The sequence below is a fragment of the Burkholderia sp. KL41 genome (assembly GCF_057005415.2).
This window is the reverse complement of the sequence record NZ_CM174446.1, coordinates 3456361-3480519: the sequence shown is the minus strand read 5'-3', so window position 1 is coordinate 3480519 and position 24159 is coordinate 3456361. Positions and strand designations below refer to the sequence as shown.

The following is a 24159-nucleotide window of genomic DNA, read 5'->3' as shown; positions in this document are numbered from 1 at the left end:
TCTCCTCATGCGACGGGTTCGTAGCGCCACCCGTCGCGATGCCACTGCATCGTGTGCGTCGGGTCGAGCGCCGCGAGAAACGCGGTGTCGTGCGAGGCGACGACGATCGCACCGGGGAAGCCGGCCAGTGCGGCTTCGATCGCGCGCACCGATTCGAGATCGAGGTGGTTGGTCGGCTCGTCGAGCAGCAGCAGTTGCGCGGGCGTGCCGCGCCACAACGCGCATGCGAGCGCGGCCTTCAGCCGTTCGCCGCCGCTCAGCTGACGCGCCGGCTGCGTCGCGCGCGCCGCATCGAGCTGCAGCAGCGCGAGCCGGCTGCGCAGTTCGCCCTCGGCGAGCGGCGTATCGAGCAGCCCAAGTTGTTCGACGATCGAGCGCTCCGGATCGAGCAGCGCGAGCCGCTGGTCGAGATACGCGGCGCTCACGTGCGTCGTGCAGGTGCCCGAGCACGGCGCGAGGTCGCCCGCGAGCATCCGCAGCAGCGTCGATTTCCCGCAGCCGTTGGGGCCCGTCAGCGCGATGCGCACGGGGCCGCTCGCCGACCACGTGATCGCATCGGCGGTGCCGGCGATGCCCCACGGCAGTCGCGCGCGTTCGAGCGTGAACAGCTGGCGGCGTGCGCTGACCTCGGTGCCCGGCAGCGACACCAGCACGGGCGCATCGGCTTCGACGCGCGCGGCCGCCTGCTGCACGCGTTCGTCGAGTGTCGCCTTGAAGTCGTTCTGGTGGCGCCGCACCTGCCCCATGATGTTGCGCGCCGCGCCCTTGCGGCTTTGTTTCGCCCCCGACGACAGGTTGGCCGTCTTCGCATCGCGCAGCGACGCGGCCGCGTGGCGCTGGATCGTGTCGTGTTCCTGTTCGAGCCTGCGCCTCGCGCGCCCGCGCTCGGCACGCGCGTTGTCGAGCGCCGCTTGCGCGGCCTCCTGATCCGCGTCGCGCTGCGCGCGGTAGAACGCGTAGTTGCCGCCGTACGAACGCGCGCCTTGTGGCGTCAGCTCGACGATGCGCTGCACGTCGGCGAGCAGCGCACGGTCGTGGCTCACGATGACGAGGCCGCCGCGCCAGCCGTCGAGTGCCGCGCGCAGCCACGCGCGGCCCGGCGCGTCGAGGTGGTTGGTCGGTTCGTCGAGCACGAGCAGGCCGGCACCGGACAGCAACGCGCCGATCAGCGCGACGCGCGCGCGCTGCCCGCCGCTGAGCGCCTGCGCGGGTGTGCCGGCGCACACGTCGTGCAGGCCGGCCGCGTCGAGCGCCGTGCGCAGCCGTTCCGCGAGATCCCAGCGATCGCCGACCCGGTCGAAGTCGTGCGGCTCCGCGCGGCCATCGGCGAGGCGCGCGAGTGCACCGAGCGGCGCATCGAGTGCGGCGAGCTGCGCGACGGTTCGCGGGCCGGCGGCGGCATCGTCATGCTGCTGCGCGACGTAGACGACGGGCGTGTGCCGCTCGATCGTGCCCGCGCTCGCTGCGCGGCGACCGGCGATCAGTTGCGCGAGCAGGCTCTTGCCGATGCCGTTGCGGCCGACGATGCCGGTCGGCGTGCGGTCGATGGACAGGTCGAGCGAATCGAACAGCGTGATGCCGTCGTCGAAGCGGAAGGAAACGTGATGAAGCGCGACAAGCGCGCCGGTGGGCGTGGCAACAGCCATAAGCACCTCCAAAAATGCGTGAAGACCTTCGCGCGCGGCGTGCGTGGCACGGCGGCGAAAACATTTTGGGAAGGCTTAGTTGTTCACTTTGGCTGGCGTCCGGTATGAGGAATGAGCGCGCAGTGTAGCAAGCGCGGCGCGCGGGCCGCAAGCGACGGCCCGACGCACCGTCGCTTGCGTGCCACGCGCGAGGGTCGCGTTACTGCACGGCGACCGTCGTGAAGTTCTGCCGCCCGAACGGGCTCACGTGGTAGCCGCTTACGCTCGTACGCGTGAGCGCGGCCGCGGTCGGGTAGCCGAGCGGAATCCACAGTGCCTGGTCGTGGATGATCTTCTGCGCGGCTTCGTACAGCTTCGCGCGCCTCGCCTGGTCGGCGGTCGACTTGCCGTCGGCGATCAGCTTGTCGAGCTGCGCGTCGCAGAAACGTGCGAAGTTGATGCCCGACTTCACCGCGTTGCAGCTGAACAGCGGCGACAGGTAGTTGTCCGGATCGCCGTTGTCGCCGGCCCAGCCCATGAACAGCATGTCATGCTGGCCGAGCTTCGCCTGCTTGATCAGTTCGCCCCATTCGATCACCTTGACCTCGGCCTTCACGCCGATCTTCGCGAGATCGGCCTGCAGCAGCTCCGCGCCGACCTTCGGGTTCGGGTTCAGCACGCTGCCGGTCGGGCGCGTCCAGATCGTCGTCGAGAAGCCGTTCGGGAAGCCGGCCTGCGCGAGCAGCTGCTTCGCCTTCGCGGGATCGTACGCATACGGCGCGACGTCCTTCGCGTAGCTCCACGTATTCGGCGGATACGGGTTGTTCGCGGCCGTCGCGGTGTTGTCGAACACGACCTTCAGGTAGGTCGCGCGGTCGAACGCGAGGTTCAGCGCTTCACGCACCTTGTCGTTGTCGAGCGGTTTCTTCTGCGTGTTCAGCGCGACGAACGCGGTCATGAACGCGGGCGTCTGCACGACCTTCAGCGCGTTGTCGCCCTTCGCGGCGAGCACGTCCTGCGGCTTCGGCGACAGCGCGATCTGGCATTCGCCGGCCTTCACTTTCTGCAGGCGCACCGACGGGTCGGGCGTGATCGCGTAGATCAGCCGGTCGACCTTCGGTTTCGTGCCCCAGTACGTCGGGTTCGCGTCGTAACGGATCAGCGCGTCCTTCGTATAGCTCTTCAGCACGAACGGGCCGGTGCCGACCGGCTTCGCGTTCAGGTCGGCCTGCTTGCCGGCCTTCAGCAGCTGGTCCGCGTATTCGGCCGAGTAGATCGACGCGAAGCCCATCGTCAGGATCGGCACGAACGTCGCGTTCGGTTCGTTCAGCACGAACTTCACGGTGCTGTCGTCGACCTTCGTGACCGATTTCACGAGCTTCACCAGGCCCATCGACTGCGCGTGCGGGAAGCCGCTCGCGCCGGCCACCTTGTGCCACGGGTTCGAATCGTCGAGCATCCGCGAGAACGTGAACACGACGTCGTCCGCGTTCAGCGCGCGGCCCGGCTTGAAATAGTCGGTGGTCTGGAACGCGACGTTCGGGCGCAGGTGGAACGTGTACGTGAGGCCGTCGGCGCTCGCTTCCCATTTGTCGGCGAGCGCGGGCACGACCTTCTTCGCGGCTTCGTCGTACGACACGAGCGTGTTGAAGATCACGTCGGCCGACGCGTTGGTCGTGACGAGCGAGTTGTACTGCACGACGTCGAAGCCGTCCGGGCTCGATTCCGTGCAGACGGTGAGCGGCTTGGCGGCGGCGAGGCCGGGGGCGGCGAGGGCGGCGGCGAGTGCGGCCGCGGCGAACAGCTTGACCTGCATAGGATCTCCCACGTGGCTTGTGTTTTTTGCTGGGTGACGGGATGCGGGCGCGGCCCGGAAGCGGGCAGGGCCGGCGCGGCTGGCGAATAGCATACCGTCAAAGCGCGCGACGCGTGGAAAAAGGCGCCTGAACGCGGTGAATTGACCGAAAAACGGCTGCGTTCGCGACGGAACGGGTGTTGGGGCGGCGAGCGGCGGAGCGCTGGCGCCGGGGAGGCCGGGCAGCGGCACGGCGAGGACGGCGCGGAAGCGTTGCGGGCCGGCCCCGCGAATCAAAGTGTCGAAGCCGTCAGGCGTCGGTGCGGAGAAGCGGAGAAGCGGCCCGCGATGCGTCACGCGGGCCGCTTGGCCGATCAGTGCGCGCCGGCCTTCGGCTTGCGCGGCGCCTTCTCGAACAGGCGGTCGTAGAGCCAGCGCGGCAGCACGTGCAGCACCTTCGCGACGACACCCATCTGCCACGGAATCACGCGGAACGCGTGCTGCCGCGCGATCGCCCGGGCCGCACGCGCGGCGAAGCGGTCGGCATCCATCAGGAACGGCATCCGGTACGGATTGTGCGCGGTCATCGGCGTGCGGATGTAGCCGGGCGCGATCGTCACGACGCCGACACCGGCCGGCCGCAGCTCGACGCGCAGCGCTTCGAGGTACTTGATCGCGGCCGATTTCGACGCGCTGTACGCGCCGGAGCCCGGCAGCCCGCGCACGCCGGCGACGCTCGCGACACCGACCAGCGTGCCGTGGCGCGCGGCCGTCATCGGGCCGACGAACGGCTCGAACGTCGCGACCATCCCGTAGTAGTTGATGTCCATCACGTCGCGGAACGTCGCGAGATCGCCCTGGCCCGTGACGGCGCCCTGGCTGATGCCTGCGTTCGCGATCACGACGTCGGGGCAGCCGTGCGTCGCGATGAACGACGCGGCGGCCGTCGCGAGCGCGTCGGCGTCGCGCACGTCGGCGGAGTAGACGGAGATGGACAGCTTCGGGAAGCGTCGCGCGAACGCGTCGAGGGCATCGGTGCGTCGCGCGACGAGTGCGAGTGTGGCGCCCTGGCGGGCGTATTCCTCGGCCATCGCGAGGCCGAGGCCGCTCGATGCGCCGGTGATGAAGACCTTCAGCGGAGTAGTCATGCCGGCGCGCGGGCGGGGATCAGAGCTTCTTGTCCTGAACCTGCTTCACGAGGAAGTCGAGCACCTGGGCGGTACCCGGGATGCTGTTCGCGTAAGCGGGGCCCGTCTTGTACTTGCCCTGGACGACGACCGTCGGCACGCCGTCGATCGCGTAGTCCTTCAGCAGCTTGGCCGACTGGTTCACTTCGCCCTGCACGCTGAACGAGTTGTACGCGTCCATGAACTGCTTCTTGTCGACGCCCTGCGTGGCCAGGAAGTCGGCCTGCGCCTGCGGCGTCAGCAGGTAGTTCTTCTGCTTGTGGATCGCGTTGAAGATCGCCGGCGTGACCTTCTCGGAGATGCCGAGCGCGGACACCGCGTAGAACAGCTTCGAGTGCGGGACGAAATCGTCACGGAATGCGACCGGGACGCGCTTGAAGTCGATGTTGCTGCCCTGCTTCTTCACCCAGGCCTCGATCGTCGGCTCGAATTCGTAGCAGTGCGGGCAGCCGTACCAGAAGAACTCGATCACCTCGACCTTGCCGGCGGGCGCGGACACCGGCTGCGGCGACTTCATCACCTCGAAGTCCTTGCCGGCGACCGGCGCGGCGGGCGAAGCCTGCGCGAGGCCGGCGGCCAGGCCCAGGGAAAGAAGGAGCGTGCTAAGCAGTTTTTTCATGTTGTGAACGTCGAATCAGTTGCTCGGGTTACGGAACGTAACGGGTTCTGAGTGGGCTCGGCCGGTTGCTTACTGCTTCGTGAAACGGATCACCGCCGTGTCGACACCTGCATCGGACAGGCGCTGGCGGGCCGAGTTCATATCCTCGAACTTCGAGAACGGGCCGACGCGCACGCGGAAGTACGTCACACCGCTGACATCGCGCTTCGACACCTTCGACTCGAAGCCCTGGAAGCCGAGGCGCGCGCGCTGCTGCTCGGCGTCGCCTTCCGTCTTGTACGCGCCCACCTGCAGGAAGTAGCCGGTATTCGCGTCGTTCGCGGTCGGCGGCTTCGCTGCCGCGGCGGCCGTGGCCGACGAGGTCGGCTTCGGCGTGTTCGCGGCCAGTTGCTGCTGTTGCTGCTTTTGTGCGGCGGCTTGCTGCGCCTGCTTCTGCGCGGCGAAGCGTGCGAGGTCGTCCTCGCCGCCTTGCTGCTGCTGTTGCGCCTGCTGCGTCTTCTTCGGCGGCGGCGTGGTGTCGGCCGGCTTCGGCGCGACGGCGACGCCGTTGCCCGACGACGCATTGTTCGACGACGTGTTGTTCGACGCGGTCGTGCCGTTCGAGCTGCCCGTATTGTTCGAGCCGTTCGACCCGTTGGCCGACGGCGGCACTTCGACGATCTGCGGTTCGGGCAGCAGGCCGCCCTGGGTCTGGTTCGCGGCCTGGCCCGGCGCGGTGTTCGGCGGTGCCGACTGGGCGGCCTGCGGCACCGGCTGGCCGGGCGTCTTGCCCTGCAGCGCGCGGTTCGGATCGAACTGCTGCGGCTGGCTCGCGCCGTTGTCGGCCGGCGGCGGCGCGACCTTCGACACGAACGGCGACGGGGAACGCGTAATGTAGAGCGCCACCACCACCGCGATCGCGAGGCCGACGATCAGGCCCAGCACGATTCCAAGAAATGTCCCTCCGGCTTGTTTCGATTGTTTCGAAGTGCGGCGTGGTTGTGCCATTGCTTGAGTCACCTGCAAAAAGAATCGTGAAAAGGCTGCGGCGGGCGTCCGACGGCGGGCATCCGACGGCGGGCGCTGCCACGGCCATTCGCTGCCCGGTTCGGGCCGCTTGCGTCGTTACATCTTGGCGGGCGCGGACACGCCGAGCACCGCCAGGCCGTTCTCGAGCACCTGCCGGGTCGCGGCGAGCAGCGCGGCGCGCGCATTGCGCGGCGCTTCGTCGTCCACCAGCACGCGCTCCGCATTGTAGAACGAGTGGAATTCACCAGCGAGGTCGCGCAGGTAGAACGCGACCGCGTGCGGCGCCAGCTCGTTCGCCGCGTGCGTGAGCATGTCCGGGTACTCGGCCAGCTTCTGCATCAGCGACGCCGCCTGCGCGCTCGTCAGCTGCGACAGGTCGGCACCCGGCAGCTGCGCGGCGTCGACGTTGTAGCGCGCCTTCAGTTCGTTGAGCACCGAGCAGATCCGCGCATGCGCGTACTGGACGTAATAGACCGGGTTCTCGTCGTTCTGTTTCAGCGCGAGGTCGATGTCGAACACGAACTCGGTATCGGCCTTGCGCGAGATCAGGAAGAACCGCACCGCGTCGCGGCCGCGCGTGATGGTCGCTTCGTCGATCAGGTCCGGCGCCGCTTCCTGGCCCGCCGCCGCGCCGCCCGACCATTCGATCAGGTCGCGCACCGTCACGTAGCTGCCTGCGCGCTTCGAGATCTTCACTTCCTGGCCGTCGCGCATCACGGTGACCATCTTGTGCAGCACGTAGTCGGGGTAGCCCTTCGGGATCCCGATGTGCAGGCCCTGCAGGCCGGCCCGCACGCGCGCGATCGTGCCGTGGTGGTCCGAACCCTGGATGTTGATCACCTTCGTGAAGCCGCGCTCCCACTTCGTCACGTGGTACGCGACGTCCGGCACGAAGTACGTGTACGTGCCGTCCGACTTGCGCATCACGCGATCCTTGTCGTCGCCTTCGTCGGTCGTGCGCAGCCACAGCGCGCCGTCCTGTTCGTAGGTCATGCCGGCCTTGATCAGCGCGTCGACCGTCTTCTCGACGCGGCCTTCGCTGTACAGCGACGACTCGAGGTAGTACTGGTCGAACTTCACGCCGAACGCCTGCAGGTCCATGTCCTGCTCGCGACGCAGGTACGTGACCGCGAACTTGCGGATCGCGTCGAGATCCTCGACGTCGCCCGTGCCCTTGACCGGCTCGCCGTCCGACGCGGCGACCGTTTCGCCTGCCAGGAAGTCGCGTGCGATGTCGGCGATGTATTCGCCGTTGTACGCGGCTTCCGGCCAGCCCGCGTCGCCCGGCTTCAGCCCGCGTGCGCGCGCCTGCGTCGAGATCGCGAGGTTGCCGATCTGCACGCCCGCGTCGTTGTAGTAGAACTCGCGGTGCACCGCGTAGCCCTGGCTCGCGATCACGTTCGCGAGCACGTCGCCGAGCGCGGCCTGGCGCCCGTGGCCGACGTGCAGCGGGCCGGTCGGGTTCGCCGACACGAATTCGAGCAGCACCTGCTTGCCTTTCTCGCGATCCGACGTGCCGAACGCGCGGCCCTGGTCGAACACGGCGGCGATCACCGCCTGCTTCGCGGCGGCCGACAGGCGCAGGTTGATGAAGCCGGGGCCGGCGATCTCGGCGGCTTCGACGAGGCCTTGCGCGCCCGGCTGGGCGGTCAGGGCGGCGACGATCTGCTCGGCGAGCTGGCGCGGGTTCGTGCCGAGCGGCTTGGCGAGCTGCATCGCGACGTTGCACGCGACGTCGCCGTGCGCGGCGACCTTCGGGCGCTCCAGCGTGATGGTCGGGGCGACGAACGCCGCGTCGGCGCCTTTCAGCGCGTGTGCGACCTGCTTGACGCTATCCGCGAGCAGGGCTTCGAGGGTCTGTTTGTGTGCTGGCAGCATGCTGGTAGAAGGCTTCGTTGGTGGCGGCCGGAAACGCCGGCCCGCCGGCGCGCTTTTCAAGCGCGCGTTTCAGGGATCGCAGAATTTTAACAGGTGCTAATATGCCGCTCAGGCGGCCCGCGTCCGCGAGGCCGGACGCCGGTCTGCCGGCGTTCCCCAACCTCGCCGCGCAGGCACAACAAGATGAAAAGGGAATTGTCATGATTACGTTCAAGAGCAAGGCGGCACAGGATCTCGACGTGCTGAAGGATTTCGCCGTGTATGTGCTGGGTCTCGTCGGCAAGCAGCTGGGCGAGCGCGGCGTGATTACGCACGACGAGCTGGACCACGCGATCGCCAAGCTGGAAGGCGCCGTTGCGCAGGCGAAGCAGGAGCGCGCCGAGCATGCCGGCCATTTCCACGAGGACGAAGCCGACCACGCGCACCACGAAGTGCCGCCGAGCCTGGCCCAGCGCGTCGCGCCGTTCCTCACGATGCTGCGCGAAGCGAAAGCCGGCGAAGCCGACGTGCACTGGGGCTTCTGAGCGTCCTTGCCCGGCGGTCCGAAAGGATCGAAAGGCAGAAAAAAGCCCGCTTCCGAGCGGGCTTTTTCTTTTGTCTGACGATAGCGGGCGACGGTGCGTCCGCCGAAGGGCCGGTCAGAGCTGCGGCGCAAGCGCGCGGCGCGCGTCGTCGAGCGACAGCGCCATGCGCTGCGCGTAGTCCTCGAGCTGATCCTGTCCGATTTTCCCGACCGAGAAATACGTGCTGTCCGGATGCGCGAGATAGAAGCCCGACACGCTCGCGGCCGGCAGCATCGCCAGCGAGTCGGTCACGCTCATGCCGATCTCGTCCGCGTGCAGCACGTCGAACATGTCGCGCTTCACGAGGTGGTCGGGGCAGGCCGGGTAGCCGGGTGCCGGGCGGATGCCCGCGTACTTTTCCGCGATCAGCGCATCGTTGTCGAGCGTCTCGCCGCTCGCATAACCCCACAGCTCGCGCCGCACGCGCGCGTGCATCGCTTCCGCGAACGCTTCCGCGAAGCGGTCGGCGAGCGCCTTCAGCATGATCGCGCTGTAGTCGTCGTGGTCGGCTTCGAACTGCTTTTCCTTCACGTCGACGCCGAGGCCGGCCGTCACCGCGAACATCCCGATGTAGTCGGCAACGCCCGATTCCTTCGGCGCGATGAAGTCGGCGAGCGAGCGGTTCGGCCGCATCACGCCGTCGACCACCGGACGCACGCTCTGCTGGCGCAGGTTGCGCCACGTGAGCAGCACCTCGCTGCGCGACTCGTCGCTGTAGATCTCGATGTCGTCGTCGTTGACGGTATTCGCCGGCAGCAGCGAGATCACGCCGCTCGCGGTCAGCCAGCGGCCCTGGATCAGGCGCGCGAGCATCGATTTCGCGTCGGAGAACACGCGGCGGGCCGATTCGCCGACGATCTCGTCGTTCAGGATCGCCGGGTACGGGCCCGCGAGATCCCAGGTCTGGAAGAACGGGCCCCAGTCGATATAGTTCGCGAGCTCGTTCAGGTCGTAGTTCTTGAACACGCGGCGGCCGATGAACTTCGGCTTCACCGGCTGGTAGCTCGCCCAGTCGACCCGGGTCTTGTTCGCGCGCGCCTCGGCGAGCGTGACCATCGGCTGCGCCTTGCGGTTCGCGTGCTGGTCGCGGATGCGTTCGTAGTCGGACTTCAGTTCGTCGAGGTACTTCGCCGCGCCTTCGTCGGACAGCAGGCTCGATGCGACCGATACCGAGCGCGACGCGTCGGGCACGTAGACCACCGGGCCTTCGTAGTGCGGCGCGATCTTGACCGCCGTGTGCACGCGCGAGGTCGTCGCGCCGCCGATCAGCAGCGGGATCTTCTTCACGCGGAAGTAGTCGTCGCGCTGCATTTCCGACGCGACGTATGCCATTTCCTCGAGGCTCGGCGTGATGAGGCCCGACAGCCCGATGATGTCCGCGCCCTCGACCTTCGCCTTTGCGAGAATCTCGTTGCACGGGACCATCACGCCCATGTTGACGACTTCGAAGTTGTTGCACTGGAGCACGACCGACACGATGTTCTTGCCGATGTCGTGCACGTCGCCCTTCACGGTCGCGATGACGATCTTGCCCTTCGCGCGCACGTCGCCGCCCGCTTCCGCGAGCAGGCGCTTTTCTTCCTCGATGAACGGGATCAGGTGCGCGACCGCCTGCTTCATCACGCGCGCCGATTTCACGACCTGCGGCAGGAACATCTTGCCCTGGCCGAACAGGTCGCCGACGATGTTCATCCCGTCCATCAGCGGGCCTTCGATCACGTTGATCGGACGGCCGCCGGCCGCGGCGATCTTCGCGCGGACTTCTTCGGTATCCTCGACGATGAAGTTCGTGATGCCGTGCACGAGCGCATGCGAGAGCCGCTTCTCGACCGGCTGGTTGCGCCACTCGAGGTTCTCTTCCTTCTTCGCGCCGCCCGCCTTGAACTTGTCGGCGATTTCGAGCAGGCGGTCGGTCGAATCGTCGCGGCGGTTCAGGATCACGTCCTCGACGCGCTCGCGCAGTTCCGCGTCGAGCTCGGCGTACACGCCGAGCTGGCCCGCGTTCACGATGCCCATGTCCATCCCCGCCTGGATTGCGTGGTACAGGAACACGGTGTGGATCGCCTCGCGCACCGGGTCGTTGCCGCGGAACGAGAACGACACGTTCGACACGCCGCCGCTCACCTTCGCGTACGGCAGGTTCTGCTTGATCCAGCGGGTCGCCTCGATGAAGTCGACCGCGTAGTTGTTGTGCTCCTCGATGCCGGTGGCGACCGCGAAGATGTTCGGGTCGAAGATGATGTCTTCCGGCGGGAAGCCGCACTGGTTCACGAGCACGTCGTACGAGCGCTTGCAGATCTCGGTCTTGCGCGCGAACGTGTCGGCCTGGCCCTGCTCGTCGAACGCCATCACGACGGCCGCGGCGCCGTAGCGGCGGATCAGCTTCGCATGATGGACGAACGCCTCCTCGCCTTCCTTCAGCGAGATCGAGTTCACGATCGCCTTGCCCTGCACGCACTTCAGGCCGGCCTCGATCACTTCCCACTTCGACGAGTCGATCATGATCGGCACGCGCGCGATGTCCGGTTCCGATGCGATCAGGTTCAGGAAGCGCACCATCGCCGCCTTCGAATCGAGCATCGCCTCGTCCATGTTGATGTCGATCACCTGCGCGCCGTTCTCGACCTGCTGGCGCGCGACGGCGAGCGCCTCGTCGAACTGGCCGTTGAGGATCATGCGTGCGAACGCCTTCGAGCCGGTGACGTTGGTGCGCTCACCGACGTTGATGAAGAGCGTTCCGGACGTGACGTTGAACGGCTCGAGGCCGGCGAGGCGCATCATGTGATCGGTCATGGCGGTGCGAATTCTGGTGATGAAGGGCGTGGGGCGGTCGGGTCAGGCGTTGTCGCTGTACTGGTTCGGCCAGCGGCGCGGCTTCACGTCGGCGAGCGCCTTCGCGATCTCGGCGATGTGTTCGGGCGTCGTGCCGCAGCAGCCGCCCGCGAGGTTCACGAGCCCGGCTTGCGCGAATTCCTTCAGGAGCCCCGACGTGACGTCCGGCGTCTCGTCGAAGCCGGTCTCGGCCATCGGGTTCGGCAGGCCCGCGTTCGGGTAGCACGACACGTAGGTGTCGCACAGCTTCGCGAGCTCGGCGATGTACGGGCGCATCAGCGCCGCGCCGAGCGCGCAGTTCAGGCCGAACGTGAGCGGCTTCGCGTGACGCAGCGAGTTCCAGAACGCCTCGACGGTCTGGCCCGACAGGATCCGGCCCGACGCATCGGTGACGGTGCCCGAGACCATGATCGGCAGGCGCTCGCCGGTGTCCTCGAACAGTTCGTCGAGCGCGAACAGTGCGGCCTTCGCGTTCAGCGTGTCGAAGATCGTCTCGACGAGGAACAGGTCGACGCCGCCGTCGAGCAGCGCTTTCGCCTGCTGGTAGTACGACGCGCGCAGCTCGTCGAACGTGACGTTGCGGGCGCCCGGGTCGTTGACGTCCGGCGAGATGCTGGCCGTTTTCGGCGTCGGCCCGATCGCGCCCGCGACGAAGCGCGGCTTGGCCGGCGTCGCGTATTTCGCGGCCGATTCGCGTGCGAGCTTCGCCGATTCGACGTTCATCTCGACGACGAGATCTTCCATCTCGTAATCGGCCTGCGCGACGGTCGTCGCGCCGAACGTGTTGGTCTCGACGATGTCGGCGCCGGCCGCGAAGTACTGGTCGTGGATCTCGCGGATGATCTGCGGCTGCGTGATCGACAGCAGCTCGTTGTTGCCCTTGATGTCGCGCGGGAAATCCTTGAACCGCTCGCCGCGATACGCGGCTTCGTCGAGTTTGTAGCGCTGGATCATCGTGCCCATCGCGCCGTCGAGGATCAGGATGCGCGATTTCAGCAGCGCAGGCAGAGCGGCGCCGCGCGTGTAGTGCGCGTCGAGCGGGACGGAAGCGGCGAGAGGAGTCGCAGACATGGGCGAAAGACCGGCGAAGACGGGAAAACCGTCATTGTAGCCGGTGCGCATGGGCGCCGCCCGGCCTTGCGCGGCGCCGGCCGGGCCGCCAAATGAAAACCCCCGCCCGGCGAACCGGGCAGGGGCATGATCGGAGTGCTCGCGGCGCCGCGTCGATGCGCGGCGAATGGCCCGGCCGCGCGAGGCGCCGGGCCGCGGGTCGTCAGTGCAGTACGACGGGCATCATCATCAGGCTGTCGAATTGTCCGAGGAATTCGTCGACTTCATCGAGCGACGGTTCATCTTCGATCAGCTGCTTCACGTGTGCGCGGAATCGTTCGGCAAGTTCGCCGTCGATGAAGATCTCGCGCTGTGCGTTCTTGTCGACGATTTCGTATCCGCCGGCATTCATCAGGTGGTGGCCGGCCTGCGGCGCGAATTCGACGACGCAGTAGTTGGGGCTGTTGTAGATCATTTGCATGGCGGCACTCCTCTTCGCAGTGGCATCTGGCCTTGTTGTCCCCTAGGTGGGGCGAGCCTTGCCGGTTTCAAGGGGCTTGCGCTGCACACCCCGTACCCGTTTGCGTGGGGTGTATCGGTTAGAAGCCGATGTCTATGAAACGTTTCCCATTGTCGACCGGTGGACTGAAATAGTTGTTAAAGAGTGTCATCGGCGATTTCACGGAAATCTGTAATCGGTCGAAATTGCCGAATCACGCGCATTCGCGTGCGAGTTCACTGTGTGACAGGTGATGTGACAGGCGAAGACGCGGGCGGTGCAGCCGGTTGTGCAGCCGGCGGTTGCACGGCGGCGGGCGGCGCGGGTTGTGCCGGTTCGGCGGCCGGTGCGGCCGACGGTTCGGGCGCCGGTGCAGCGGCGGGCGCAGGCGTGGCGCCGCCTGCCGGTGTCTCGTCGGACGGCGCGCCCGGCGCCGCGAGCGGCCCGTGCCACAACAGTTCGATCTGCGCGCCGTTCGGTTCGGTCTGCACGAGCCGCGCGGGCAGCCAGCCGAGCGACGGTGCGAGCCACATGTCGATGCGGCGCGTGTCGCCGTCGCGCCGCGGCAGGCGCATGAAGTGCCGCGCGCCGATGATGCCGGCCTGCGTCTGCACCTGCTCGTCGCCGATCACGGTGATCGGCCAGGTCTCGCCGCTGTTGTTGTCGATCACGAAGAACTGCTGCGTGACGCCCGGCCTGTAAGCAGACGGATTGCCGCGCACGAGCCCCGACAGCTGCATCAGCATGCTGAAGCGGTCCTGTATGCCGTCGGGCAACGGTGCGTTGTTCGGCGTGCGCGTGAACACGACCTGCCGGATCTCGCGATTGAAGATCGCGATGTCTTCGGGACGCTTGCCGCGCTTCTCGACGTAACGGTCGGGCGCGACGCCGAACGCGTCGATGCGGCCTTCGCTGCGATAGGAGAACGGGCCGACGAACGGCACGGGCATCGACACCGACAGGTCGTAGGTGCGCCCGTCGGTACGCCAGTGGATCGTGCCGATCATGTTCTGCATGCCGTTGTAGAACGTGTCGTACTGCAGGTCGCCGGAGGGCGGCGCGGTGAACTTCACGCCGTTCGTCGCGGGGCCCGGTGTCGTGGCGCCGGCGGCGCTGGCGGCACCTGCTGCCGACGCGGCGTGCGCGCCCGACGCGCCCGGTACGCCACTTGCTGCGGACGCGGCGGCCGGCGGCTCGCCGTGTTCGGCCGTTTGCGTCGACGTGAGGATCGGCTCCGGCGCGGGTTTCGGCGCGGCGGCCCTGGGAGCCGCCGGTGCGGGCGCGGCCGGATGCTCGACCGGCTTCGGCGCAGGTGGCGCGGGCTGGCGCTCGATCGGCTGCGGTTTCAGCAGCTCGATCTGCACGGGGACTTCGGCGGGCGCGGGCGGGGTGAACGCGTCGCGGTTGCGCATCAGCCAGAACGCGGCGAGCGTGTGCAGCACCAGCACGACGACGAGCGCAATGCCCACGCGCAGCCAGCGGCGGGGCAAGGCGTGACTCGGGCGGATGTCGGCAGGCTGCATGGGCATCGGAACAGGATCGGGGCGCTCGCGTGATGTCGGGCGCGCGGCGCGCGCCACAGGAATCGGACTGTCGAATGCGCCGCGCGTTCGCGCGCGTGCCGTGACGGGGGCGGAATGCGTCAGGCGTCGCGCGCGTCGGGACTATAGCCGAGTTCGTAAGACAGTTTCTGCGCGCATGCGCGCAGCGCCGTGTCGATCTCGCCGCCCCATGCAATGTCGAACGAGCCTTCCTGGCCCAGCGCGACGATGGCGAGTGCGAGTTCGCCGACCGCATCGAACACGGGCATGCAGAACGCGTGGATCGTCGGCAGCAGCATCCCCTCGACGCGCGCGGCCTCGTGCTTGCGCACGTCGGCGAGCACCGCGTCGACCTCGTCGAGCGTGCGCGGGCCACCGTGGTGCGGCGAGCGGCGCGTATCGGCGAGTTCTCGCTCGAGCATCGCGGCGGTCTTGCTGCGCGGCAGGTACGCGGCGAACAGCAGGCCCGTCGCGGAGCCGAGCAGCGGCATCACGTCGCCGAGCTTCAGCGACGCCTTCGCCGGGTGGCTCGATTCCATCCAGTGCACGATCGTCGGCCCCTGGTTGCCCCATACCGCGATGCCGACCGTCTGGTCGAGGCGGTCGCGGAATTCGGTCAGCGCGATCCGCGCGAGCTTCACGCCGTCGACGCGCGCGAGCCGCGCGAGCCCCATCTGCAGCGCGAAGCCGCCGAGCTCGTAGCGGCCCGAGACGGGGTCCTGCGACACCACGCCGAGACGCGAGAAGCTGACCAGGTAGCGGTGCGCCTTCGCGGGACTCATGCCCGCGCGCTGCGCGAGGTCGCGCAGCATCATCGCGCGCGGCTCGCTCGTCAGCACGTCGAGCAGGCGGAAGCCGACCTCGATCGACTGGATGCCGGAACGGACTTTCTCGCTGTTTTCGCCGTGCTCGCCGGAAGCGGCGTCGTCGGGGTCGGAGTCGGCGAGATCGTCGTCGGGAAGCGGGTTGGCGGGCATGGGCGGCAGGTGCGCGAAAATGCGGCAGGAATGGGGGTGAAAATTCGGGGCGAAAAATCGGGACGAAAGCGGCGTGCACGATCGTGGCGCGCCGCCGGGATTCACCATCGTAAAATAGATTCCCTCCATCGTCACTACAACGGCAGAGTCCCCCTTATGAAACTTGCTTCGCTGAAGGACGGCACGCGCGACGGCCAGCTGATCGTCGTGTCGCGCGACCTGCACACTGCGGCGATCGCCGACGCGATCGCGCCGACGTTGCAGCGTGTCCTCGACGACTGGGCGTTCTACGCGCCGCAGCTGCGCGACCTGTACGACGCGCTGAATCACGGCCGCGCGCGCAATGCGTTCGCATTCGATCCGGCCAACTGCATGGCGCCGCTGCCGCGCGCGTTCCAGTGGGCCGACGGCTCCGCTTACGTGAACCACGTCGAGCTCGTGCGCCGCGCGCGAGGCGCCGAGATGCCGCCCGAATTCTGGACCGACCCGCTGATGTACCAGGGCGGCAGCGACGATTTCCTGGGCGCGCGCGACGACGTCGTGTGCCCGTCCGAGGAATGGGGCATCGATTTCGAGGCGGAAGTCGCGGTGATCACCGGCGACGTGCGGATGAGCGCGTCGCCCGACGAAGCGCTGAAGGCCGTCCGGCTCGTCACGCTGGTGAACGACGTGTCGCTGCGCAACCTGATTCCGGCCGAGCTCGCGAAGGGCTTCGGCTTCTTCCAGAGCAAGCCGGCCACCGCATTCGCGCCGGTCGCCGTGACGCCCGACGAGCTCGGTGACGAATGGCGCGAAGGCCGCGTGCACCGGCCGATGATCGTCCACTGGAACGGCAGGAAGGTCGGCCAGCCCGATGCGGGCACCGACATGGTGTTTCACTTCGGCCAGCTGGTCGCGCACGCGGCGAAGACGCGCAACCTGCGCGCCGGGTCGATCGTCGGCTCGGGCACGGTGTCGAACAAGGACGCGAAGCGCGGCTACTGCTGCATCGCCGAGAAGCGCTGCCTCGAGACGATCGAGCACGGCGCGCCGCAGACCGAATTCATGCGCTATGGCGACACCGTGCGCATCGAGATGTTCGACGCGGCCGGCAAGTCGATCTTCGGTGCGATCGAGCAGTCGGTCGCCCCGCCCGACGGCGCGGCGTAAGTCGCGCGGCGCTTGCGCGAAACCCGGCTTCGGCCTGCGCGCCGGGTTTCGCCTGATGTTTGCCCGCGCGGGCTTGGCTACACTCGATTCAAGAGCCTCGACTCGAAGGAGCGGCACATGGCGGATCTCTCCGCATACGGCGGTTACGAAGCACTGAAGGTGACGCGCCGCGACCATGGCGTGCTCGACATCGTGATGAGCGGCGAGGGCGCGAACCGCAGCGGCCTCGCGACCGCGAACGCGCGCATGCATCGCGAGCTCGCCGACATCTGGCGCGACGTCGACCGCGATCCCGACACGCGCGTCGCGGTGATCCGCGGCGAAGGCAAGGGCTTCTCGGCGGGCGGCGATCTCGCGCTCGTCGAGGACATGGCGAACGACTTCGACGTGCGCTCCCGCGTGTGGCGCGAGGCGCGTGACCTCGTCTACAACGTGATCAACTGCAGCAAGCCGATCGTATCGGCGATGCATGGCCCGGCCGTCGGCGCGGGGCTCGTCGCCGGGCTGCTCGCCGACATCTCGATCGCCGCGAAGGACGCACGCATCATCGACGGCCACACGCGCCTCGGCGTCGCGGCCGGCGACCACGCGGCGATCGTGTGGCCGCTGCTGTGCGGGATGGCGAAGGCGAAGTACTACCTGCTGCTGTGCGAACCGGTGAGCGGCGAGGAGGCCGAGCGGATCGGGCTGGTGTCGCTCGCGGTCGAGCCGGCCGACCTGCTGCCGAAGGCGTACGAAGTGGCCGAACGGCTCGCGCACGGTTCGCAGTCGGCGATCCGCTGGACCAAGTACGCATTGAACAACTGGCTGCGCACGGCCGGGCCGACCTTCGATACGTCGCTTGCGCTCGAATTCATGGGGTTCGCCGGGCCCGACGTGCAGGAAGGCCTCCGGTCGTTGCGCGAGCGGCGCCCGCCCGAGTTCCCCGGCGACGCCCCGTTCTGACACGCGCCGGCGCTATGATCGATCCAGGCGCGGCTCGCGCGACCCATGGCGGCCGCCTCGCCCTCACCCAGTCAACCAGGATGCCCGTATGACGACCGATGCCTCCGGCTCCAATCCTTTCGCCGGCTTTGCCGGCTTCAAGCCCGCCGACATGATGGACCGGATGTGGGACATGATGCGGATGTCGCCGTTCGGCGCGATGACGCCGTTTCCGGGCGGCGCGCATGGGCTGCCGCCGTCGCTGTCGAGCATGTCCGACATGATGGCGCCGCTCACGAGCGTCGAGGAACTCGACAAGCGCATCACCGACCTGCGCGCGGTCGAGCAGTGGCTGAAGCTCAATCTCGGGATGCTGCAGTCGGCAATCCAGGCGCTCGAGGTCCAGCGCGCGACGCTCGCGACGCTGCGTGCGTTCGGCGCGTTCGCGCAGAGCTCGATGTCGGCGGCCGAGGAAGCGGCCGTCGCGGCGGCGCAGGCGGCGAAATCCGCGTCGGCCGCGCCGGGCGATGCGCCGGCGGCGGCGGATGCCGATGCTTCCGCCGCGGATGCAGCCGCGGGCGACGCCGCGCAGGCCTTCGATCCCGCCGGCTGGTGGAACCTGCTGCAGTCGCAGTTCAACCAGCTCGCGAGCCTCGCGATGGCGCAGCCGGGCATGCAGCCCGCCGCGCCGGGCGATGCGCCGCCGGACGCGGCCGCTGCGCCGGAGCAGGCCGCGAAGCCGGCACCGGCCGCCGCCGCACCGCGCAAGCCCGCCGCGAAGCGTGCCAAATCGACCGGCGCGACCGGTTCGGCCGCGGCGCGCGCGGCGGCCGCATCGTCGCCCGAAACCCGTCCGCCGAAGCGTTCGACGTGACGCGGCGCAGATAACAGGTCGATCATGCGGCTCGCGCTCGTTCTGATGGGAGGCGGCGCGCGTGCCGCCTATCAGGTCGGCGTGCTCAAGGCGCTGGCCGAGATCGCGCGCGAGGCCGATCCGCAGCGGCATACGCTGCCGTTCGCGGTCGTGTGCGGCTCGTCGGCCGGCGCGATCAACGCAACGTCGATCGCGAGCCACGCGGACGACTTTTCCCACGGCGTGCGGCGCCTGCTCGAATTCTGGGAGCCGTTGCGTGCCGACTACGTGTATCGCACCGACTGGCTCGGCATCGCGGCCGCCGGTGCGCGCTGGCTCGCAACGATGACGTTCGGCTGGGCGGCCCGCCGCTCGCCGCGCGGGCTGCTCGACAACGCGCCGCTCGCGCACCTGCTGCAGCGCGAGCTGAGCTTCCACCGGATCGAGCAGATGCTCGAGGCGCGCCTGCTGCACGCGCTGTCGATCACGGCGCTCAGCTATTCGAGCGGCCGGCACCTCACGTTCTACCAGGCGGCCGAGCCGATCCAGGCGTGGCGGCGCGCGCAGCGCACCGCGCGGCTCGTCGACCTGTCGGCGTCGCACCTGCTCGCGTCGTCGGCGATTCCGTTCGTGTTCCCGGCCGTGCCGCTCGTGCTCGACGGGCAGATCGAGTACTTCGGCGACGGGTCGATCCGGCAGATCGCGCCGCTGTCGCCGGCGATCCACTTCGGCGCGCACCGGATCGTCGTGGTCGGTGCGGCCGACCCGCGGCCCGAGATTCCGGCCGCGAACGGCACGGGGCTGGTACGCGGCTACCCGACGCTCGCGCAGATCGGCCAGCAGGTGCTCGCGAGCGTATTCCTCGACTCGATCGGCTCGGACATCGAGCGCATCGAGCACATCAACCGGATGATCGAGCACCTGCCGCACCAGGTCGAGGTGGACAGCGGCTGGCGGCACGTCGACGTGCTCGCGATCGCGCCGTCCGAGCGTATCGAGCTGATCGCCGCGAAACACCTGAAGCAGATGCCGGCGACGATGCGCGGGCTGCTCGGCGCGATCGGCGGCAGCCAGCCGGCCGGCGCGTCGTTTGCGAGCTACCTGCTGTTCGAGGAGGCGTTCACGCGCGAACTGATCGAGCTCGGCTACCGCGACGGGCGCGCGCAGCGCGACACGCTGGCCGGCTGGATCGCGCTGGCGGACGGCGGCAGCGCGCCGGCCGTCGGCATGCCGCCGGAAGACGGTTTCGCGACCGGCGAAATACGGGTCTGATGCGCCGGGAGGGTGGCGGGGTTGCATTTTCGCGACGCCCGGCCGCGACCGATCGCCGCACCGCGATTGGCGGCGCGCGACCGGGCAGGCGTCTCGGAACCGTCATGCACGCGTGCTATCATGGCCGCCGCCGTATACACCATATCGAACAGCCCGCCGATCCGGCATCCGCACGGGGCCCTACGGGGAACCCGCCTGGGGCAGGGGACGGGCTCGTCAGCGAGCCGGCCAGCGCCGGCCCCCACTCAGGCAAGCGCGTAGCCGGTTCCGTTCGCACGGAGCGCGGCTGCGGCATGCCGCAACGGCGGCGGCGCGGCCGCCCGGCTGCCGGACGAGCAATCGGCGTCCGGCCGGTCGGTTTCACGCGTAAAATTACAGTCTTGGCCGCAAAAAGCGCGCTTGGCGCGCCTTTGCGGCAACAGTCACGTTTAGAGAAGTCGCATTGCGCAGAACAGGGGTGGGACCATCATGAACACCATGCTTTATCCGGAACTTTACAGGTCGCTCGAAGCTGTCCGCTGGGACATGGAGAAGGACATTCCGTGGGACAAGTTCGACGCTTCGCTGCTCACCGACGAGCAGGCGAAGACGATCAAGATGAACGCGATCACCGAATGGTCGGCGCTGCCCGCGACGGAAATGTTCCTGCGCGACAACCAGCACGACAGCGACTTTTCCGCGTTCATGAGCGTGTGGTTCTTCGAGGAGCAGAAGCATTCGCTCGTGCTGATGGAATACCTGCGCCGCTTCCGGCCGGAGATGGTGCCGACCGAAGAGGAACTGCACGCGGTGCGCTTCGAATTCGACCCGGCGCCGCCGCTCGAGACGCTGATGCTGCACTTCTGCGGCGAGATTCGCCTGAACCACTGGTACCGCTGCGCGGCCGACTGGCACACCGAGCCGGTCATCAAGCAGATCTACGAAACGATTTCGCGCGATGAAGCGCGCCATGGCGGCGCCTACCTGCGCTACATGAAGAAGGCGCTGAACAACTGCGGCGACGTCGCGCGCGCGGCGTTCGCGAAGATCGGCGTGCTGATGGCGTCGGCGCGCCGCACCGAGAAGCCGCTGCACCCGACCAACCTGCACGTGAACCAGGCGCTGTTCCCGCGCGATACCGTGCAGTCGCGCCTGCCCGATCCGGAATGGCTCGAGCGCTGGCTCGACGAGCAGATCCGGTTCGACGGCGAGTGGGAAAAGAAGGTCGTCGAGCGGATCCTGCACAACCTGTCGATCCTGTTCGAGCGCACGTTCGCGACCGCGCAGGAGCTGAACCGCTACCGCAAGGAAGTCACCGGCCGCCTGCAGGCCGAAAGCGGCCCGTCGTCGGCCGCGCAGCCGGCCTGAGGCCGGCAGGCGCCGCCGCCGGCGTGAATCGCGCCGGCCGGGTGGTGCCGCCGTGCCGTATCCGTTGCATGAAGCCCGCCTGGCCAGCCCGGCGGGCTTTTTATCTGGCGCCGCCGTCGCGCGCGCCGTTGCTCATTCCATCCGACCTTCACCATGTCCGCCACCTTCGAACGCAAGCTGATCACCCGTGATGCCCTCGTCGCGCTGCGCGCGTCGCTGCCGTCGCCCGTCGTGTTCACCAACGGCGTATTCGACATCCTGCACCGCGGCCACGTCACGTATCTCGCCGACGCGAAAGCGCTCGGCGCGTGCCTGATCGTCGGCGTGAACAGCGATGCGTCGGTGCGCATGCTCGGCAAGGGCGACGACCGGCCGATCAATCGCGAGGAAGACCGCGCGGCACTGCTCGCGGCGCTGGAAAGCGTCGACTGGGTCGTGACGTTCGGGGAAAAGACGCCGGTGTCGCTGATCGAGGCCGTCCGTCCGGACATCCTCGTGAAGGGCGGTGACTATGACATGGATGCGCTGCCGGAATCGGCGCTCGTGCGCGGCTGGGGCGGCCGTGCGCTGGCGATTCCGTTCGAGCACGACCGCTCGACCACCGCGTTGCTGAAGAAGGTGCGCGCGCAGCAGTCCTGAGTACGGCCCGGCGCCGTCAGGGCGCGGACGCCGCGAGCGGGGCGGTCGTGACGGCCGGCGGCGCGATCGGGCCACCGACGACGGGTTGGTCGGTCGCCTGCGCGAGCGGCGTCACGCGCAGCGCATCGGGCCGGACCTGCCGCGACAGCACGCCGGGTTCGCGCGGGCCGGCCGACGGCAGCGGCCCGAACACGCCGCGCGCCACCACGAACGCGAGCATGTTGGCGAGAAAGAGAACAGCGATCAGCCAGCGCAGCATCGTCGAACCTCCTTGTCGTCATCGACGTCGTTCACGTCATTCAGTCGAGCCGGCCGCATGGCCGGCTTTTTCATGGCTTCCGCCGGTCGATTGCACGGGCTGTTGCAGCTGCCCCGCGCGTACCGCTTCGTCAGCGTGCCGCATGTCCGTCCGGACCCGCGTCGCCATACGCCGGCGCGATGCCGGCGCCGGTTCCGTCAATCCTGCGCGGCGTCGGCCGCAATCAGCGCGAGCCCGGACAGGATCAGTGCATCGTGCCGCGTATGCGGCACCGTCAGCGCGCGCGCGACGTCGTCCGCCGCGCCGCCGGCCAGCACGAGCCGCACGGGTGCGTGCCACGCGTCGGCAAGGTCGCGCCACGCGCGTTCGATCAGCCCGGCCTGCGCGTACAGGCAGCCGGCCGACAGCGAGCGCGGCGTATCGACCTGGAACGGATCGGCCTGCGCACCCGCGAGCAGGCCGCTCGCGATGTCGGTGGTCAGCGTCGGCAACTGCGCGGTGTGCGTGCCGAGCGCGCGCATCATCAGCGCCCAGCCCGGCGCGATCAGCCCGCCGGTGAAGCGGCCGTCCGCGCGCAATGCCTCGAGTGTCGTCGCGGTGCCGAACGTCGCGATCAGCAGGTGCTCGCCCGGAAACGCCGCGTGCGCGCCGATCAGGCCGGCCCAGCGGTCGCTGCCGAGCTGTTCGGGCGTCGTATAGCCGTTCGTCACGCCGCATTGCGTGAGACGCGAGCGTATCGTCGTGCGCGGCAGGCCCGGCCAGCGCGCGTCGAGCAGCGCGTCGAGCCGGGTGGCCACGTCGGCGCCCGCGACGTTCGAGATCCACGCGCCGCGCGGATGCGGCAGGTTCGACCAGTCGGGATCGGAGCCGCCGTCGCGCGTGTGGCCGAAGGCGCCCGTCTCGACGAGCGTGCGCTGCGCATCGGCGAGCGCCCACTTGATCCGGCTGTTGCCGGCGTCGATCAGCAGGTGCGGTTCGTTCATTGCGCTTCGCGCAGCGACACGTCGCCGGCCGCGATCGCCTGGATGCCGTCCGGCGTGTCGAGCAGCAGCTGGCCGGTCGCGTCGATGCCCGTCGCGATGCCGCGCGCGCGTTCGATGCCCTGTTCGAGCAGGACGACTTCGCGCCCCGCATACGCGTGCAACGCATGCCAGCGCGGCACGAACGGCGCGAGCCCTTCGGCGCCGAACTGCGCGAGCGCGGGCGTGAGCGCGTTCAGCGACGCGGCGAGCGTATCGGTGAGGTTGGCCGATGCGCACGCGATCGACAGTGCAGCGGGCGGCAGCCCGCTCGCGAGCGTCGCTTCGCGCGCGCGCAGCGCGTCGACCTGCGCGGCGACGGCTTCCGCGCCGCGGACGTTGATGCCGAAGCCGATCACGACGGCGGTCGCGTCGGCGCTGGCCCAGGCGGTTTCGATCAGGATCCCGGCGAGCTTGCCGACGATGCGCGGCGTGCCGTCGTCGGTGGCCGTCAGCAGCAGGTCGTTCGGCCATTTGAGCGCGACGCGCGAGCGGGCGTCGAGCGGCAGCGTGGCCAGCCCTTCCGCAAGCGCGACGCCGATCGCGATGCTGAGGCCGCCGAGCGCGTCGACGGGGCGCGGCACGATGCAGCCGACCGAGCACAGCAGCGCGTTGCCGGGCTGTGCGAACCACGGGCGGCCCTGCCGGCCGCGGCCGGCCGTCTGCTCGAACGCCACGCGCACGAGCGGCGCGGGCAGCGCGTTCGCGTGGCGCGGCAGCGCCTTGAGCCGGGTGGCGACGTCGGCGTTGGTCGAGCCGGTTGCGGCGACGATGTCGAGCGGCCACGCACGCGGCGCGGCGTCCAGGTGCGCCTCGAGCCGGTTGCGCGCGATGTGCGCGTCACCGGAATCGGGCGTGTCGGAGGAGGTGGGGGCGTTCATGGCGCCTATTGTAGCGACAGGGGGCGGTGGCGCGCGTCGAGCGGCGCGCGCCACCGGCAGTGATCGACTGGCAGTGATCGACCGGCAGAGACCAACCGGCAGTGATCGACCGGCAGTGATCGACCGGCAGTGATCGATCGGCAGTGACTGACCGGCAGCGACCAACCGGCCGCGACTGACCGGCGGTGACCGATCGGCAATGACCAACCGGCAGAGACCGACCGGCAGAGACCGATCGGCAG

General features: G+C 68.7%; 21 protein-coding genes. 7 read left to right on the top strand and 14 right to left on the bottom strand.

Annotated features, from left to right (window positions below; genetic code table 11):
* Positions 1–5: 5 nt before the first annotated feature.
* The 6 genes from PQB87_RS16355 to argS form a co-directional block, all read right to left on the bottom strand.
* Positions 6–1646: an ABC-F family ATP-binding cassette domain-containing protein gene (locus tag PQB87_RS16355; RefSeq protein ID WP_489242383.1), complete on the bottom strand. Its 1641-nt coding sequence runs from the start codon at positions 1644–1646 to the stop codon at positions 6–8.
* A gap of 199 nt (positions 1647–1845) precedes the next feature.
* Positions 1846–3441, bottom strand: a complete 1596-nt coding sequence (locus PQB87_RS16350; RefSeq protein WP_060082786.1) for an ABC transporter substrate-binding protein — start codon at positions 3439–3441, stop codon at positions 1846–1848.
* 353 nt (positions 3442–3794) lie between these two features.
* Positions 3795–4568, bottom strand: a complete 774-nt coding sequence (locus tag PQB87_RS16345) for an SDR family oxidoreductase (protein WP_021162605.1) — start codon at positions 4566–4568, stop codon at positions 3795–3797.
* A 19-nt stretch (positions 4569–4587) separates the two neighbouring features.
* Positions 4588–5226, bottom strand: coding sequence for a thiol:disulfide interchange protein DsbA/DsbL (locus tag PQB87_RS16340; RefSeq protein ID WP_021162606.1), 639 nt, complete (start codon positions 5224–5226; stop codon positions 4588–4590).
* A gap of 69 nt (positions 5227–5295) precedes the next feature.
* The gene (locus PQB87_RS16335) at positions 5296–6213 is read right to left on the bottom strand and encodes an SPOR domain-containing protein (protein WP_059554305.1); all 918 of its coding nucleotides are present in this window, start codon (positions 6211–6213) and stop codon (positions 5296–5298) included.
* 117 nt (positions 6214–6330) lie between these two features.
* Positions 6331–8112, bottom strand: coding sequence for an arginine--tRNA ligase (argS, locus tag PQB87_RS16330; protein WP_060062505.1), 1782 nt, complete (start codon positions 8110–8112; stop codon positions 6331–6333).
* A gap of 200 nt (positions 8113–8312) precedes the next feature.
* On the opposite strand from argS, the gene PQB87_RS16325 reads away from it, so the two are divergent.
* Positions 8313–8636 (top strand): DUF1840 domain-containing protein, encoded by a 324-nt coding sequence (locus PQB87_RS16325; protein ID WP_011353361.1) that lies wholly within the window; start codon positions 8313–8315, stop codon positions 8634–8636.
* Positions 8637–8750: 114 nt separating this feature from the next.
* Here the strand turns inward: PQB87_RS16325 and metH are convergent, their stop codons facing one another.
* The 5 genes from metH to PQB87_RS16300 form a co-directional block, all read right to left on the bottom strand.
* The gene (gene metH / locus PQB87_RS16320) at positions 8751–11468 is read right to left on the bottom strand and encodes a methionine synthase (RefSeq protein WP_059683933.1); all 2718 of its coding nucleotides are present in this window, start codon (positions 11466–11468) and stop codon (positions 8751–8753) included.
* A 42-nt stretch (positions 11469–11510) separates the two neighbouring features.
* Positions 11511–12578: a homocysteine S-methyltransferase family protein gene (locus PQB87_RS16315; protein WP_153488890.1), complete on the bottom strand. Its 1068-nt coding sequence runs from the start codon at positions 12576–12578 to the stop codon at positions 11511–11513.
* 202 nt (positions 12579–12780) lie between these two features.
* Positions 12781–13038, bottom strand: a complete 258-nt coding sequence (locus tag PQB87_RS16310; RefSeq protein ID WP_006477667.1) for a BTH_I0359 family protein — start codon at positions 13036–13038, stop codon at positions 12781–12783.
* Between the two features lie 254 nt (positions 13039–13292).
* Positions 13293–14585: a DUF3108 domain-containing protein gene (locus tag PQB87_RS16305; RefSeq protein WP_489242382.1), complete on the bottom strand. Its 1293-nt coding sequence runs from the start codon at positions 14583–14585 to the stop codon at positions 13293–13295.
* A gap of 113 nt (positions 14586–14698) precedes the next feature.
* On the bottom strand, positions 14699–15574 hold the full coding sequence (locus tag PQB87_RS16300) for an IclR family transcriptional regulator (RefSeq protein ID WP_489242381.1): 876 nt from the start codon (positions 15572–15574) through the stop codon (positions 14699–14701).
* A gap of 156 nt (positions 15575–15730) precedes the next feature.
* On the opposite strand from PQB87_RS16300, the gene PQB87_RS16295 reads away from it, so the two are divergent.
* The 6 genes from PQB87_RS16295 to rfaE2 all read left to right on the top strand — a co-directional run bounded on the left by PQB87_RS16295 (position 15731) and on the right by rfaE2 (position 21758).
* The gene (locus PQB87_RS16295) at positions 15731–16723 is read left to right on the top strand and encodes a fumarylacetoacetate hydrolase family protein (protein ID WP_027789012.1); all 993 of its coding nucleotides are present in this window, start codon (positions 15731–15733) and stop codon (positions 16721–16723) included.
* A gap of 117 nt (positions 16724–16840) precedes the next feature.
* Positions 16841–17668 (top strand): enoyl-CoA hydratase/isomerase family protein, encoded by an 828-nt coding sequence (locus tag PQB87_RS16290; RefSeq protein ID WP_060057591.1) that lies wholly within the window; start codon positions 16841–16843, stop codon positions 17666–17668.
* Positions 17669–17756: 88 nt separating this feature from the next.
* Positions 17757–18521, top strand: a complete 765-nt coding sequence (locus tag PQB87_RS16285; protein ID WP_489242380.1) for a PhaM family polyhydroxyalkanoate granule multifunctional regulatory protein — start codon at positions 17757–17759, stop codon at positions 18519–18521.
* A gap of 24 nt (positions 18522–18545) precedes the next feature.
* A complete protein-coding gene (locus tag PQB87_RS16280; protein ID WP_059683941.1) occupies positions 18546–19772 on the top strand; it encodes a patatin-like phospholipase family protein in 1227 nt (408 codons plus the stop codon).
* A 468-nt stretch (positions 19773–20240) separates the two neighbouring features.
* The gene (locus tag PQB87_RS16275) at positions 20241–21119 is read left to right on the top strand and encodes a ferritin family protein (RefSeq protein WP_034195849.1); all 879 of its coding nucleotides are present in this window, start codon (positions 20241–20243) and stop codon (positions 21117–21119) included.
* A gap of 153 nt (positions 21120–21272) precedes the next feature.
* The gene (gene rfaE2, locus PQB87_RS16270; protein WP_012329309.1) at positions 21273–21758 is read left to right on the top strand and encodes a D-glycero-beta-D-manno-heptose 1-phosphate adenylyltransferase; all 486 of its coding nucleotides are present in this window, start codon (positions 21273–21275) and stop codon (positions 21756–21758) included.
* 16 nt (positions 21759–21774) lie between these two features.
* On the opposite strand, the gene PQB87_RS16265 is transcribed toward rfaE2, so the two are convergent.
* The 3 genes from PQB87_RS16265 to PQB87_RS16255 all read right to left on the bottom strand — a co-directional run bounded on the left by PQB87_RS16265 (position 21775) and on the right by PQB87_RS16255 (position 23917).
* Positions 21775–22017 (bottom strand): hypothetical protein, encoded by a 243-nt coding sequence (locus PQB87_RS16265; protein WP_027789017.1) that lies wholly within the window; start codon positions 22015–22017, stop codon positions 21775–21777.
* Between the two features lie 197 nt (positions 22018–22214).
* Positions 22215–23000 carry a type III pantothenate kinase gene (locus tag PQB87_RS16260; protein ID WP_489242379.1) on the bottom strand — a complete coding sequence of 262 codons (786 nt, stop codon included), beginning with the start codon at positions 22998–23000 and terminating at the stop codon, positions 22215–22217.
* On the bottom strand, positions 22997–23917 hold the full coding sequence (locus PQB87_RS16255) for a biotin--[acetyl-CoA-carboxylase] ligase (protein WP_060218604.1): 921 nt from the start codon (positions 23915–23917) through the stop codon (positions 22997–22999). The genes PQB87_RS16260 and PQB87_RS16255 overlap by 4 nt, the downstream gene beginning before the upstream one ends.
* Between the last annotated feature and the right edge of the window lie 242 nt (positions 23918–24159).